The organism is Desertibaculum subflavum (genome assembly GCA_003576705.1).
GTDB lineage: Bacteria > Pseudomonadota > Alphaproteobacteria > Ferrovibrionales > Ferrovibrionaceae > Desertibaculum > Desertibaculum subflavum.
On the sequence record QOZS01000027.1, the window covers coordinates 30,870 to 43,707 of the forward strand.

The 12,838-nt window shown below is 70.1% G+C and carries 17 protein-coding genes; 9 read left to right on the top strand and 8 right to left on the bottom strand.

The annotated features are described in order from the left end of the window. Nucleotides 1-90 precede the first annotated feature (90 nt). Nucleotides 91-735 (top strand): PEP-CTERM sorting domain-containing protein, encoded by a 645-nt coding sequence (locus tag DT074_RS15345; RefSeq protein ID WP_119420736.1) that lies wholly within the window; start codon nt 91-93, stop codon nt 733-735. A gap of 89 nt (nt 736-824) precedes the next feature. Here the strand turns inward: DT074_RS15345 and DT074_RS15350 are convergent, their stop codons facing one another. Further along, on the bottom strand, nt 825-1,169 hold the full coding sequence (locus DT074_RS15350) for a hypothetical protein (RefSeq protein ID WP_119420737.1): 345 nt from the start codon (nt 1,167-1,169) through the stop codon (nt 825-827). A gap of 145 nt (nt 1,170-1,314) precedes the next feature. Between DT074_RS15350 and DT074_RS15355 the strand changes: the two genes are divergently transcribed. Further along, a complete protein-coding gene (locus DT074_RS15355; protein WP_119420738.1) occupies nt 1,315-1,716 on the top strand; it encodes a translational machinery protein in 402 nt (133 codons plus the stop codon). A gap of 52 nt (nt 1,717-1,768) precedes the next feature. Here DT074_RS15355 and DT074_RS15360 read toward each other — a convergent pair whose 3' ends face one another. Beyond that, on the bottom strand, nt 1,769-2,215 hold the full coding sequence (locus DT074_RS15360; RefSeq protein ID WP_162914928.1) for a hypothetical protein: 447 nt from the start codon (nt 2,213-2,215) through the stop codon (nt 1,769-1,771). A 118-nt stretch (nt 2,216-2,333) separates the two neighbouring features. Between DT074_RS15360 and DT074_RS15365 the strand changes: the two genes are divergently transcribed. Then, a complete protein-coding gene (locus DT074_RS15365) occupies nt 2,334-3,137 on the top strand; it encodes a helix-turn-helix domain-containing protein (RefSeq protein WP_119420740.1) in 804 nt (267 codons plus the stop codon). A 3-nt stretch (nt 3,138-3,140) separates the two neighbouring features. Here DT074_RS15365 and DT074_RS15370 read toward each other — a convergent pair whose 3' ends face one another. Further along, the gene (locus DT074_RS15370) at nt 3,141-4,121 is read right to left on the bottom strand and encodes a bile acid:sodium symporter family protein (protein WP_119420741.1); all 981 of its coding nucleotides are present in this window, start codon (nt 4,119-4,121) and stop codon (nt 3,141-3,143) included. 85 nt (nt 4,122-4,206) lie between these two features. Here DT074_RS15370 and DT074_RS15375 point away from each other — a divergent pair, with 85 nt between their 5' ends. Beyond that, nucleotides 4,207-5,064, top strand: a complete 858-nt coding sequence (locus DT074_RS15375; protein ID WP_119420742.1) for a LysR family transcriptional regulator — start codon at nt 4,207-4,209, stop codon at nt 5,062-5,064. Nucleotides 5,065-5,073: 9 nt separating this feature from the next. Here the strand turns inward: DT074_RS15375 and DT074_RS15380 are convergent, their stop codons facing one another. From DT074_RS15380 to DT074_RS15395, 4 genes are read right to left on the bottom strand one after another with little or no spacing between them, the layout of a single operon-like run. Beyond that, the gene (locus tag DT074_RS15380; protein WP_438503683.1) at nt 5,074-5,829 is read right to left on the bottom strand and encodes an SDR family NAD(P)-dependent oxidoreductase; all 756 of its coding nucleotides are present in this window, start codon (nt 5,827-5,829) and stop codon (nt 5,074-5,076) included. Beyond that, nucleotides 5,826-6,584 (bottom strand): aspartate/glutamate racemase family protein, encoded by a 759-nt coding sequence (locus tag DT074_RS15385; RefSeq protein ID WP_368744691.1) that lies wholly within the window; start codon nt 6,582-6,584, stop codon nt 5,826-5,828. The genes DT074_RS15380 and DT074_RS15385 overlap by 4 nt, the downstream gene beginning before the upstream one ends. Continuing rightward, a complete protein-coding gene (locus DT074_RS15390; RefSeq protein ID WP_162914929.1) occupies nt 6,581-7,981 on the bottom strand; it encodes an FAD/NAD(P)-dependent oxidoreductase in 1,401 nt (466 codons plus the stop codon). The genes DT074_RS15385 and DT074_RS15390 overlap by 4 nt, the downstream gene beginning before the upstream one ends. Then, complete coding sequence (locus tag DT074_RS15395; RefSeq protein ID WP_119420745.1) at nt 7,974-8,309, bottom strand: (2Fe-2S)-binding protein; 336 nt, start codon at nt 8,307-8,309, stop codon at nt 7,974-7,976. Before DT074_RS15395 ends, DT074_RS15390 begins: the two co-directional genes overlap by 8 nt. A 63-nt stretch (nt 8,310-8,372) precedes the next feature. On the opposite strand from DT074_RS15395, the gene DT074_RS15400 reads away from it, so the two are divergent. Continuing rightward, nucleotides 8,373-9,563: an NAD(P)/FAD-dependent oxidoreductase gene (locus DT074_RS15400; RefSeq protein ID WP_119420746.1), complete on the top strand. Its 1,191-nt coding sequence runs from the start codon at nt 8,373-8,375 to the stop codon at nt 9,561-9,563. Beyond that, nucleotides 9,560-10,408, top strand: coding sequence for a formyltetrahydrofolate deformylase (gene purU / locus DT074_RS15405; protein ID WP_119420747.1), 849 nt, complete (start codon nt 9,560-9,562; stop codon nt 10,406-10,408). Before DT074_RS15400 ends, purU begins: the two co-directional genes overlap by 4 nt. Here the strand turns inward: purU and DT074_RS15410 are convergent. Beyond that, entirely contained in the window at nt 10,401-10,919 is a 519-nt protein-coding gene (locus DT074_RS15410) for a nucleoside 2-deoxyribosyltransferase (protein WP_119420748.1), read from the bottom strand. The genes purU and DT074_RS15410 overlap by 8 nt on opposite strands. Before the next feature lie 107 nt (nt 10,920-11,026). On the opposite strand from DT074_RS15410, the gene gloB reads away from it, so the two are divergent. The 3 genes from gloB to DT074_RS15425 are packed head-to-tail and all read left to right on the top strand — an operon-like array spanning nt 11,027 to nt 12,838. Beyond that, nucleotides 11,027-11,794 (top strand): hydroxyacylglutathione hydrolase, encoded by a 768-nt coding sequence (gene gloB, locus DT074_RS15415; RefSeq protein ID WP_119420749.1) that lies wholly within the window; start codon nt 11,027-11,029, stop codon nt 11,792-11,794. Between the two features lie 22 nt (nt 11,795-11,816). After that, on the top strand, nt 11,817-12,407 hold the full coding sequence (locus tag DT074_RS15420) for a glutathione S-transferase family protein (RefSeq protein ID WP_119420750.1): 591 nt from the start codon (nt 11,817-11,819) through the stop codon (nt 12,405-12,407). Beyond that, entirely contained in the window at nt 12,404-12,838 is a 435-nt protein-coding gene (locus tag DT074_RS15425) for a cupin domain-containing protein (protein WP_368744692.1), read from the top strand. The genes DT074_RS15420 and DT074_RS15425 overlap by 4 nt, the downstream gene beginning before the upstream one ends.

Below are 12,838 nucleotides of genomic sequence, written 5' to 3' on the forward strand. Positions count from 1 at the left end.
GAATCCCTGGGATTCCTGTGTTTGGCACAGCCATTGCTCTCCATCGGCGTGGCTGGGACGAGTTCCCGGGCGGAACCTGGAGATGGAACTATGAACAAGTGGATTGGAATGGGTGTCGGCGGCGCGCTGGCCCTGATGTCGATGAGCGCGAACGCCTTGACGCTCACCCTCGAACAGGGCGCCAGCTCGGTGACCATCGCGGACGGCGACGCAAGCGACCTGATCGCCGGTGCGAATGCGATCTCGTGGGCCGGCGCTATCGGCACCTTCAGCGTCAACGTCTCGACCACGATCTCCTACCCCCTCACCGCGCTGCCGGTGCTGATGGATCTGAACTCCGTCAATCTGGGCGTGGGCACCCTGACGATCACCGCCGAGGAGACCTTCACCGACCTGGTCCCGCTGGCCTCGCTGCTGGCGACGATCGGCGGCACGACCTCGGGCGAGGGCATCGAGTACGACGTGTACATCAACACCGGCAGCGGCGACGTTCTCGTCAGCTCGCTGGATTTCGACACGTCGCCCTATGCCGGCAGCGTGAGCGAGCTGCTCGCCGAGGAGATTCTGGCCGGCCCCTACACTATCAAGCAGGTGGTCACGATCACCCATAGCGAGCCGGGCCAGCTCACCAGCTTCGACGCGGAAGTGCGCGAAGTTTCCGAGCCGGCCTCGCTGGCGCTGTTCGGCCTCGGCCTGCTGGGCATGGGCGCGCTGCGCCGCCGCAAGTCGGCCTGAGCGCGGGACATTGTGCACCGCCCGGCTTCACCGGGCGGCGGGGATGAGACGAGGAACGGCTCCGGCAACGGGGCCGTTCTTCTTTTTGGCTACGACTTCCCGGTGCCCCGCGGGGCTGCGGGCAAGGCCCGCATCAGCCGCGCCGCCGCGTCCCGAACGGCGCCGGCATGGGCCGCATCAACCGTGGCCCCGGATTCCAGCGACGCGGCGATATCGTCCAGGATGCCGGCGAAGAGAAAGTGATGCAGATGCAGCATCACTTCGCGCCGCTCGTCGCCCAGGCGCAGCAGCTTGATCGTCATCCTGTCCGGCTCCGCATGCGCTTCGAAGCGGCTGAGACGGCCGAACTCGCCGAAATAGAGCTTGTCGGGGAAATCGACGGAGACCTCCGCCTTGTCGGCGATCGGCTTCATCACGGGCTTCTTGCTGGGCATCGGCGCGCTCCCTGGGGGATCGGCGCCAGGATCGTCGCGACCGGCCGGATTTCATTGATGCCGATCAAGGAGGACCCGCCGCCGAACTGGCCTAGTGGCGCCACGGCTGAATTCGCCGGCCCGCGGGAGCCTGAGGAACCTGGTCATGAAGCATTTCCACTGCGTCGTCTGGATCGACCATCGCGAAGCCCACATCGTTTCCTTCGACGAGCACGATGCCGACCGGCAGACGGTTCGCGCCGAGCACGCCGATCGCCGCCTGCACCACAAGGGCGGCGCGCAAAGCGGCCGGCGCAATCCGGAGGACAAGGCTTTCTATGCCGAGGTGGCCAAGGCACTGGCCGGCGCCGGCGCGGTGCTGATCACCGGGCCTGCCGACGCCAAGACGCATCTGAAGGAAGAGATCGACAGCCATCATCCCGCGCTGGCCAAGCAGGTCGCCGGTGTGGAAACGGTCGACCATCCCTCGGACGGCGAGCTTGTGGCCCTGGCGCGCCGGCAGTTCGCGGCGCTGGACCGCATGACGCCGCAGCGCGCCGGCATTTAGATCGGCGGAAAGCATCCCGCCGCCCGAACGGACGGCGGGATGCCCGTTTCGCTCAAGCGGCCGCGAGCGCCCGCGCACGACGAAGCGCGCCGAGGCCGGCGGCCTCGGCCAGCGCGATCAGCGCCACCACGGCGGCAATATCCGCGACGATCAGCCGGCCCCAGAGGGTGAAGGCCTGCGGCGCCGCCGCGAGCAGCACCAGCGAGCCGATCACCCAGGCGGCATCCAGTGCCAGGATCAGTCTGGCGCCGAACAGCCGCGGCGCCTCCCGCCGCGCCTCGACGGCGACCAGCACGCCGAAGGCCGCGGTGCCGGCGCCGACGACAGCGAACAGAACGGGCGCGGAGAGTCCGAGGACGCCTTGCGGCAGGTCGAGCAGCGCCGCGGCGAGCGGGTTCGCGCCGGCCAGCATGACCAGGCCGGCAAGGATGGAGAACACCGCGTTGACCGCGAAGGCGCGGCGCAAGGGCTGGAAGGCGGCGGATGCGGATGTAGACATGGCGGAACCTCCGTTTCGATTGTTCATCGACGGGGGCAAGGCTCGGGCCAAGGGCGCTCGCCCTCAATTACCGGGGTGGTAATCGCAGGCGCTCCGGAACCATGCCAATCTCCATGCCATGCAGATCACCACGGCCAGCGAAACCACCAGAGGCTTCGGCGCCGAGCTCCGCTCCTGGCGGATGCGCCGCGGCCTCTCCCAGCTCGACCTCGCGCTGCGCTGCGGCACCTCGCAGCGCCATCTGAGCTTCCTCGAAACCGGCCGCGCCCGGCCGAGCCGCGGCATGGTCCTCGCTTTGGCAGGAGTGCTCGACGTGCCGCTACGCCATCAGAACGCCCTGCTGCTCGCCGCCGGCTTCGCGCCGGCCTTCCGCGAACGCGCGCTCGGCACGCCGGAACTGACCGCCATCGACCGCGCGGTGAGCCTGATGCTGGCCAAGCAGGAGCCCTATCCGGCGCTGATCATCGACCGGCGCTGGCGCTACACGCGCGGCAATGCCGGCGCGGTCAAGCTGTTCACCCTCATCGCCGGGGGCGAACCGCCGCCCGGCACCAACCTGCAGGACGCGCTGCTGGCGCCCCAGGGCATGCGCCAGATCATCGAGAACTGGGACGAGGTGGCAACCTGGACCTTGCGTCGCGCCCAGGCCGAGGCGGTGATCGAGGGCACGCCGGAGGCGATGGCCGAGATGGACCGCCTGCTCGCCTTCCCCGGCCTGCCCAAGCTCGCCAACACGCCGAAGCACGACGGCACCCTGCCGCCGGTGCTGACGATGAACATTGTGAAGGACGGCATCCGGCTCTCGCTGTTCTCCACCATCGCGACGCTCGGCACGCCGCTCGACGTCACCATGCAGGACCTGCGCATCGAGACCTTCTTCCCGGCCGACGATGCGACGGAGGCGTGGTTCCAGGGCGCCTGAGGCTCAGGCGGCGGCGGGCAGCGACCGGGCTTCGCGGGCCTGTGCATAGCGCTGCGCCACATAGGAGCAGGTGATCAGCTGAAGCTGGTGGTACAGCATCAGCGGCAGCACGATCATGCCGATGCCCTGGCCGGCGAACAGGATGTTGGCGAGCGGCACGCCGGTGGCGAGGCTTTTGGTCGAGCCGCAGAAGGTCGCGGTGATCATGTCCGCCCGGTCGAAACCGAAAGCGCGTGCCGCGAAGCGCGCGCCGGCGAGGACCGAGGCCAGCAGAACGGCGACGACCGCGAACAGGACCGCCAGGTCGATCGGCGAAACCTGCCGCCACAGGCCCTGCAGCATGGCCGCGCCGAAGGCGCCGTAGACGATCAGCAGGATCGAGCCGCGATCGGTGAACTGAAGCATCTTCTTGTGGCGCGCGATGAAGCTGCCGATCCGCGGCCGCAGCACCTGGCCGGCGAGGAAGGGCAGCAACAGCTGCAGCACGATGCCGCGCACGATGTCGAGATTGAGCGCAAAGCCCTGCGCCTGCATCAGAGCCGCGATCAGCGCCGGGGTCAGCACGACGCCGATCAGGTTGGAGGCCGAGGCACTGCACACCGCCGCCGGCACGTTGCCGCCGGCCATCCCGGTCAGCGCGACCGAGGCCTGCACCGTCGAGGGGACGCAGCAGAGGAACAGCACGCCGGCGGCGAGCGCCGGCGTGATCACGGCCGGTGCCAGCAGGCCGATGCCGAGCCCCGCCAGGGGAAAGGCAACGAAGGTCACGGCGAGAATGAGGAGATGCAGCTTCCAGCGCGTCAGGCCGGCCAGGACCGCCTCGCGCGAAAGGTTGGCGCCGTGCAGGAAGAAGACCAGCCCGACGCCGATCTGCGTCACCACCGAGAGCACGTCCTTCGGCCAGCCCGAAGCCGGCAGGGCGGAGCCGATCAGCGCCGCGGCGATCAGCGAGAGCGAGAACTTGTCGGGCCGGGGAAATCGCATGGCGCCAAAATGCGCCCTTGGCGGCGCATCGTGGAAGCCCAATAAGTACTATATTTGTTATTCGATTTCGTAATAGGCGAGTGCCGTGTTCGACCCAACCCTGCTCAGGACCTTTTCCACCGTCGTCCGCACCCGCAGCTTTTCCGAGGCGGCGCGCCGGCTCGGCCTTGGCCAGCCGACGGTCAGCCAGCACATCCGCAAGCTGGAGGAGCAGTCGGGCCGCCGCCTGTTCGTGCGCGACACGCACAGCGTCACCCCGACGGCGGATGGCGAGGCGATGGTGGAGCTCGCCCGCGGCGTGCTGGAGGCGAGCGAGCGGGCCTGGCGCTATTTCGAAGGCTCCGAGCTGTCCGGCAAGGTACGGTTCGGCGCGTCGGAGGATTTCGTGCGGAGCGGCCTGCCCGCCCTGCTGCGGGAATTCAACCGCCTGCATCCCTCTGTCGAGCTGGAGCTGACGGTCGCGCTGAGCGGCATCCTTTACCAGCAGCTCGAGGCGGGCACGCTCGACCTTGTACTGGCCAAGCGCCGGGTCGGCGGCGATCGCGGCCGGCCGGTCTGGCGCGAGCGCATGGTCTGGGTCGCCCGCGAGGATATGCGCGTCGAGCGAGGCGAGCCAGTTCCGCTCGCCGCCTTCCCGCCGCCCAGCATCAGCCGCGCCATGGCGATCGAGGCGCTGGACCGCGCGCGCCTGCCCTGGCGCATCGTCTGCACCTGCGGCAGCCTCGCCGGCCTGCATGCCGCCGCACTCGCCGGCTTCGGCTTCATGGTGCAGCCGGAAAGCATGGTCCCGGCCGGGCTGGTCAAGGCGCGCGCGAGCCTGAAGCTGCCCGATCCGGGCGAGATCGAGTTCGTGATCGCGAGCCGCCAGCGCCGGCTCGATCCGCCGGCGGCGGCGCTCGCCGATCTGATCATGCAGAGCGGCCGGCGCCTGCAGGCGGCCTAGAGGGCCTGGTTAAAGCGTGAGCCCGCCATCGACATGGATCGACTGGCCGGTGATGTAGGCGGCCTCCGGCGAGAGCAGGAAGGCGATCGTCGCGGCGATTTCCGCCGGTTCGCCCAGGCGGCCGATCGGAATGCGTTCGATTGCGGCCTTCCAGCGTTCCGGGGTGAGGCTGGAGACCGTGCTGCCGTCCTTGCGCACGAAGCCCGGCACCACGCAATTGACGGTGATGCCGGCCGGCGCCAACTCCGCCGCCAGCGAGCGCGCCAATGCCTCCATGCCGCCCTTCGCCGCCGCCGAGGCCGGGAAGCCGTCGCCGCCCAGCTTGAACACATGGGCGACGAAGGAGCTGACCGCGACGATGCGGCCCGAGGAAGATTGCCGCAGCAAGGGCAGCGCCGCACGGGCCAGCCGGTGCAGGCCGCCGATCATCACAGAGAGCGACGTCTCCAGCGTCGCGCTGTCGAGATCGGCCATCGCGCCGCGCCTAGCGAAACCGGCATTGGCCACCACGGCATCGAGCCCGCCGAAGCGTTCCCGCGCGATCTCGACCAGCCGGGCGGCCGTCGCCGGATCTTCCATGGCGCCGAGGCCGGTCGCCACCGCCGCACCTTGCGCCCGCGCATCGGCCGCAACTGCATCGATCTCTGCCTGCCGGCTGCCGGTATGCAGAACCAGGCGAGTTTCCGGGGCGGCGAGGCGACGGGCGAGCGCGGCACCGATGCCGCTGGCCGCGCCGGTGATCAGGATGGTGCGCGGCATCGTCAACGCTCCCGCCAGGGCCGCGGGGCGCTGCCGGGCGGGCCGAAATCGCGCGGGGCCAGGCCGGCATGGAACCAGGTCATGAAGCTGACGATATCGAACACCGGCACCCCCAGATGGTCGCGCAATGCGCGAGCATAGGGCGCCATGTTGGTGCATTCGAGCAGCACGGCGCCGATGCCGTCGTGGTCGCGCATGAGCCGCGCGCCGGCCTCCAGCAGATCCGCTTCGGCCGCCGCGACATCGAGCGTCGGCTCGTCGCCGAGGATGGCGCGGGTGAACTCGCGCCCGCCTTCGGTGCCGGCCACCGGCACCGAGGGATCGACGCCGACCGCCTGCAGATGCCGCGACGTCAGGCTCTCGGCGCTGATGGTCAGGACGCCGACGCGCCGGCCCGGCGGCAGCAGCGCCTGGATCGCCGGCACCTGCATCAGGCTGGAAGTCGCCACCGGCACGCCCACATGCGCGGCGATCTCGCGCTGATAGAGGCTGAGAAAGCCGCAATTGGTGGTGATGCCGTCGGCGCCGATGCGCACCAGCTCCGCCGCCGCGTCGAGGAAGGCCGGCAGCAGCCCTTCCGCGCCCTGGCGCACCACGCGGTCGGGCGACGCGCCGCCGACCACCTTGTACAGCACCGGGAACGGCCAGGTGCCGGCATGGCCCATATCGCCGGGAATGCGCGGAAAGCGCGCTTCGAGCATCAGGATGCCGAGCCGCGCGCCGTACACGGCCTTGCCGCCATGGGCGATGCGGTCGTTCACGGCGCGGCCTCCATCGGCAGATCGGCCAGCGCCGTGGCCGGGACGGGCCGAAGCGGCGGACGTGCGGTGGGGAGCGGAACCTCGGCCGGTGCGCGGCCGGTCGCCGCCGCGGCCAGATGCTGGATGATCGGCGCGCAAACGCGGCCCTGGCAAAGCCCCATGCCCGCGCGGGTACGCAGCTTCAGCGCGCGCATGTCGCCGAAGCCGGCAGCGAGCGCCGCATCGATCTCGCGCCGCGTCACGTCCTCGCAGCGGCAGACGAAGGTGTCCGGCCGCGCGGCGTCGAAGATCCCGGCGCGCGGCGCCGACCAGGCGGCGAGGCCGCGCCGGAAACGTGCGAGCCGCGCCAGCCGTTCGCGCGCCCGCGCCGCCGCGGGATAGAGCGAAGCGGCATTGGGATGCGCAGTCCTTACCGCGGCGGCATAGGCGACGATGGCGCCCTCGGCCAGCGCCGCCTCCACCCCCTGCACGCCGGCGCCATCGCCCGCCACGAAGATATTGCGCACACTCGATTCCAGATCGGGGCTGCGCCGCACATGCCAGCCGCCGAGCGCCGGATCGAAGGCATGCTCGGCCCCGGCGAGCAGCGTGAGCTCCACATTCGGCCTGAGGCCATAGCCCAGGCCGAGCGCGGTGCAGCGGAACTGCCGCCGGCTGCGCCCGGTGAGCCGCCATTCGCTGTCGACCGGCGCCACCTCGACACACTCGACCGCGCCGGCGCCTTCGATCGCCACGACGGCATGCCGCCGCAGCAGCGGCACGCGCGCCCTGACGATGGCGGCTTCCAGCGCCAGGCCGCGTGCCAGCAGGGCCGGTTCGCGCGTCATGTCGGCAACCGCGCCGGGGCCCGGCAGCGGCGACGCATCGACCACCGCCGCCAGCTCGACACCGCAGGCGATCAACTGGGCCGCCAGCAGACGCAGCAACGGTCCGGCGCCGGCCAGCACGACCGGCCCTTCCGGCACTGCACCGGCCTTGAGCAGAACCTGCAATCCGCCCAGGCCGAACACGCCCGGCAGAGTCCAACCCGGCACGGGCGCGAACAGCTCGACGGCGCCGGGACAAAGGATCACCACATCCGGCGGCAGCTCGCCGCGGCGGCCGTCTTCGCCGGCGAGCCAGAGCTTTCTCTCCGCGTCGATCGCCACCACTTCGGTGCCGCGCCGATGGTCGATCCGGGAGGCAAGAGCGGCCAGCCGGCGGCGCAACTCGCGCCCGCGCCGGTCGATGCCGGGAATGTCGGGCGGCAGCGCGGCGCCGGCGCGGAAGATCTGGCCGCCCGCCTCGCGGTTGTCGTCGATCAGGGTGCAGGCGATGCCGGCCTCGGCCAGCGCGATGGCGGCGGCGAGCCCCGCCGGCCCGGCGCCGATGATCGCGATACGCGCCGCGTCAGCCACGCGGCACCTCCCGCGGCGAGGGCGGCAGCGGATCGAGCCGGCGCTCGATGACGAGGCCGTCGCGCACGGCGACGCGGCAGGCCCGCATCGGTATGCCATCCACCAGCACGTTGCATTGCAGGCAGGTCCCCATCAGGCAGAGAGGACCGCGCGGCTCCCCTTTCGTCACCGAGACGCCGAAAGTGGCAATGCCGCGGTCGAGCAGTGCGGCGGCCAGCATGACGCCGAACGGCAGCTCCAACGCCTGCCCATCGAGCGTCACCGACACCGATGGGCCCGGCGATACGAAGTGGCGAAAGCGCGGGCCCTGCTCCATCTGGCTGTTCATCCCCGGCTCTGCTTGACCCCTGCCGCTGCGGCACCGATCCTAAGCGCCGTGGAGAACGGGGCAATGCAGGAGACGAGGGTCGATATCGCCATCATCGGCGGCGGCATCATCGGGGCCGCCTGCGCCTGGTGGTTGACGCGCCGTGGCCTGAAGGTCGCGGTGGTCGACGCGCGCCAGCCGGCGGCCGGCACCTCCGGCGCCTGCGACGGCTATGTCTCGATCTCGTCGAAGAAGCCGGGCGTGGTGATGGCGCTGGCGGCGCGCTCCAAGCGGCTCTATCCGGAAGTGGTCGCCGATCTCGCCCGCGACGTCGAGTACCGCACGGCCGGCGGCCTGTTGCTGGTGGAGGATCCCGCGACCTTGCCCGAGCTCGAGGCGCGCGCCGCCGGCGTGCGCGATTTCGGCTTCGACATGCGCTTTCTCGACCGCGCGGCGATGCTGGCGCGCGAGCCGCGCCTGTCGCCGGCGCTGCACGGCGCCTTTCACTGCCCGGCCGAGGCGATCGTCAACCCCTATCTGATGACCATCGGCATGGTGGAGCGCGCGATCGAGCGCGGCGCCGTCGCGCTGTGGGACGCGCCGGTGACGGGGTTCGAGCGCGATGGCGACCGCCTCCGCGCGGTCGAGACGGCGAAATGCCGCGTCGTCGCGGAACAGTTCGTGCTGGCGGGCGGGGTGTGGAGCGGCGAGGTCGCCGCCAGGCTCGGCCTCGAGATCCCGATCGTGCCGCGGCGCGGCGAGTTGGTGGTGACGGCGCGCGCGCCGGGCCTGGCGCGGCATTACCTGATGTCGGCGACCTATATCGTCGCCAAGGCCAATCCCGAAGCCGCCGAAAGCTCCGACGATCCGTTGATGCGGCTGGGCCACGGCTTCTGCCTGGAGCCGAACGCGCTCGGCCAATACATCCTGGGCTCGACGCGCAGCTTCGCCGGGTTCGACCGGCGCGTGACGGCGGAGGGCATCCGCGCCATCGTGACCGAGGCGGTCCGGCGCCTGCCGGCCCTCGCCAAGGTGCCGGTGCTGCGCACTTTCGCCGGCCTGCGCCCCTATATGCCGGACAAGAAGCCGGTGATCGGCCGGTCGGCGCGGGTGCCGAACCTGATCGTGGCCACCGGGCACGAAGGCGACGGCATCTGCCTCTCTGTCGTCACCGGCGAGCTGGTCGCCGATCTCGTGCAAGCCCGCGCGCCGGCCGTCGCGATCGACGAGCTGACGCCGGATCGCTTCGGCGCGGCGCTGGCGAGCGCGGCATGAGCCTGGTCCTCACGCTGGCCTGCAAGGACCGCCCCGGCATCGTCGCCGGCGTAGCGACTTTCCTGGCCGATAACGGTTTCAACATTCGGGAATCGGCGCAGTTCGGCGACGCGGAGACGGGTCTCTTCTTCATGCGCGTTGCCTTCGAGGATGTGCGCGGCGGCCGCGAAGTCGGCACGGTGCGGCGCGACTTCGCAAGCGTCGCGGCGCGTTTCGCCATGGAATGGCAGATGCATGATCTGGCCGAGCGGCCGCGCGTCCTCGTCATGGTGTCGAAGTTCGGCCACTGCCTGAACGACCTGCTGTACCGGTGGGATACCGGCGCGCTACGAATCGAGATCCCGGCCATCGTCGCCAATCACCCCGACTGGGCGAAGCGCGCCGAGGCGCAGGGCATCCCCTATCACCACATCCCGGTGAGCGCCGCGACCAAAGGGGCGGCGGAAGCCAGGCTCACCGCCCTGATCGAGAGCGAACGGATCGACCTCGTGGTGCTCGCCCGCTACATGCAGATCCTGTCGCCCGAGCTCGCGCGCGGCCTGACCGGACGGGCGATCAATATCCACCATTCCTTCCTGCCGAGCTTCAAGGGCGCGCTGCCGTACCAGCAGGCGCATAAGCGCGGCGTCAAGCTGATCGGCGCGACGGCGCATTACGTCACCGGCGACCTGGACGAAGGCCCGATCATCGAGCAGGAGACCGCCCGCGTCGATCACACCATGGGGCCGGAGGCGCTCGCCGCGGCCGGGCGCGATATCGAAAGCGTGGTGCTGGCCCGCGCCGTCACCTGGCATGTGGAGCGCCGCATTTTCATCAACGGCCGCAAGACCGTCGTATTCAAATAGCGGCGAGCGACTGCAAAGCGCGGCGGAAGGCACCGAGCGCGGCGAGCGTCGCCCTGCCCTGCTCGTCGTCGGCAATGAAGGCGCCGCCGGTCGACGCGATCGCGTCGGCGATCATCAGGTTGTCGAAGCGGCCGAAATCCTCGATCTCCAGCCCGTCGCGGTCGTGCCTGCCGCCATCCGGGCTTTCGACCCGCAGGTGATACGGGCCCGGCACGGCGGAATAGCCGGCGACCTGCTTGCCCAGCGCGTACATGAAGCCGAGCTCGAACACGGTGCCGGCATCGGCGCTCGGCCCGCGGAACGGCGTCAGGTTGAACAGGCCGATATCGGCCCAGCGCATCAGGGCGACATCGCCCTTGAAGATGTCGAGCGCGTCGGTCAGATCGGCGCCGTTGTCGAGCGGATACAGCCCCTCGAAGCCGAACTCGGCGCAGAGCCGGATCTTCAGATCGCCGATCTCCCGCCCGTTGGGCAGGAAGATGTCGGGCCCCGCCAGGTAGATCTTGCGCATCGTGACCGCCCTATCCGTGTCGCTTGCCGAATCGATGCAGGAATCTAGCCAACACTCTCATGTGATCGAAGGCTGCAACCGGATCGGCCGGCTGCTATTCTTCCTTCATGGCACTCGAAATCGTTCGGCTTCCTGTCCTGCAGGACAACTACGTCTGGCTCGTGCGCGAGAGCGCGAGCGGCGCGGTCGCGGTGGTCGATCCGGCGGTGGCGGATGCGCCGCTGGAGGCGGCGAAGGCGCGCGGCTGGAAAATCACCCATATCCTGAACACGCATCACCACGCCGACCATGTCGGCGGCAACCTGACGATCAAGCAGGCGACCGGCTGCGTGATCGTCGGCCCGCGCGCCGATCGCGCCCGCATCCCCGGCATCGAGATCGAGGTCGGCGACGGCGACAGCTACATGTTCGGCGAGGCCAAGGCACAGGTCTTCGACGTGCCGGGCCACACCAGCGGTCATATCGCCTACTGGTTCGCCGACGACAACGCGCTGTTCTGCGGCGACACCTTGTTCGCGCTCGGCTGCGGCCGGGTGTTCGAGGGCACGATGGAGCAGATGTGGTCCTCGCTCGCCAAGCTGCGACGCCTGCCCGATGCGACGCGCGTCTATTGCGCGCATGAATACACGCAGTCGAACGCGCGCTTCGCCGTGACGGTGGAGCCGGACAATGCGGCGCTGGCGGCCCGCGCGGCGAAGATCAACGAGATGCGCGCCCGCGGCGAGCCGACCGTGCCCTCGACCTTGGGCGAGGAGAAGGCGACCAATCCGTTCCTCCGGCCGGATTCGCCGCTGCTGCAGAAGACGCTCGGCCTGCCCGCCAACGACCTCGTGGCCGTGTTCGGCGAGACGCGGCGGCGCAAGGACAAGTTCTGAACATCGCATCGGGGAGGATACGTTGAAGCTCTACCAGTCGCCGGCATCGCCTTATGCCCGCAAGGTCGTCATCTGCGCCAACGAGCTCGGCCTGCTGCCGAAGATCGAGCTCCGGCTCACCTCGCCGCAGACCGAGGAGGCCTATGGCAAGGTCAATCCGATTCACCGCATCCCGGCGCTGGAGCTGGATGACGGCCTGGTGCTGTTCGACAGCCGGGTGATCTGCGAATACCTGGACTCGATCGGCGGCAACAAGCTGTTCCCCGCCTCGGGCCTGGCCCGCTTCCGCGTGCTCAAGCTGCAGGCGCTGGCCGACGGCCTGTGCGACGCCGCCGTGCCGCGCCGCCAGGAGACCTTGCGCGCGCCGGAGCGGCAGTCGAAGGAATTCCTCGCCAGCCGCGAACGGATGATCCGCCAGATCTGCGATGCCTGGGAGAGCACGGCGGATCAGCTTGCCGGCGTCAATATCGGCACCATCGCCACCGCCGTGGCGCTCGGCTATCTCGACTTCCGTTTCCCCGGCGACGAATGGCGTCAGGGCCGGCCGAAGCTCGCCAAGTGGCACGAGGAATTCGCCAGGCGGCCGTCCTATCAGTCGACCATCCCGGCGTGAGCCCGCCAGGCCTTACGCCCGGCGACGTCATCCGCCTGCTGCAGCTCGAGCCGCATCCCGAAGGCGGCCATTACCGCGAGACGTTCCGCGATGCCGCCGGCCGCGGCCGCCGGGCGCATTCGACGGCGATCTACTACCTGCTGCACCGGGGCGAGCGCTCGCACTGGCACCGCGTCGATGCGGCCGAGGTGTGGCATCACTATGCCGGCGGCGCGCTGGCGCTTTACGTGGCCGAACCGGAGCGGCCGGTCGCCACCCTGATGCTCGGCCCCGACCTTGCCGCCGGCGAGCGGCCGCAGGCGGTCGTGCCGGCCGGCGCCTGGCAGGCGGCCGAGCCGATCGGCGAATGGGCGCTGGTCGGCTGCACGGTGGCGCCGGGATTCGAGTTCGACCGTTTCGAGATGGCGCCGCCCGGCTGGTCGCCGCGGTGA

Coding starts and splice junctions, on each gene's coding strand:
- DT074_RS15365 (WP_119420740.1), top strand. CDS start 2,334: ATGCAGATCACCACGGCCAGCGAAACCACCAGAGGCTTCGGCGCCGAG.
- DT074_RS15350 (WP_119420737.1), bottom strand. CDS start 1,169: ATGCCCAGCAAGAAGCCCGTGATGAAGCCGATCGCCGACAAGGCGGAG.
- purU (WP_119420747.1), top strand. CDS start 9,560: ATGAGCCTGGTCCTCACGCTGGCCTGCAAGGACCGCCCCGGCATCGTC.
- DT074_RS15395 (WP_119420745.1), bottom strand. CDS start 8,309: ATGAACAGCCAGATGGAGCAGGGCCCGCGCTTTCGCCACTTCGTATCG.
- DT074_RS15355 (WP_119420738.1), top strand. CDS start 1,315: ATGAAGCATTTCCACTGCGTCGTCTGGATCGACCATCGCGAAGCCCAC.
- DT074_RS15410 (WP_119420748.1), bottom strand. CDS start 10,919: ATGCGCAAGATCTACCTGGCGGGGCCCGACATCTTCCTGCCCAACGGG.
- DT074_RS15400 (WP_119420746.1), top strand. CDS start 8,373: ATGCAGGAGACGAGGGTCGATATCGCCATCATCGGCGGCGGCATCATC.
- DT074_RS15345 (WP_119420736.1), top strand. CDS start 91: ATGAACAAGTGGATTGGAATGGGTGTCGGCGGCGCGCTGGCCCTGATG.
- DT074_RS15370 (WP_119420741.1), bottom strand. CDS start 4,121: ATGCGATTTCCCCGGCCCGACAAGTTCTCGCTCTCGCTGATCGCCGCG.
- gloB (WP_119420749.1), top strand. CDS start 11,027: ATGGCACTCGAAATCGTTCGGCTTCCTGTCCTGCAGGACAACTACGTC.
- DT074_RS15360 (WP_162914928.1), bottom strand. CDS start 2,215: ATGTCTACATCCGCATCCGCCGCCTTCCAGCCCTTGCGCCGCGCCTTC.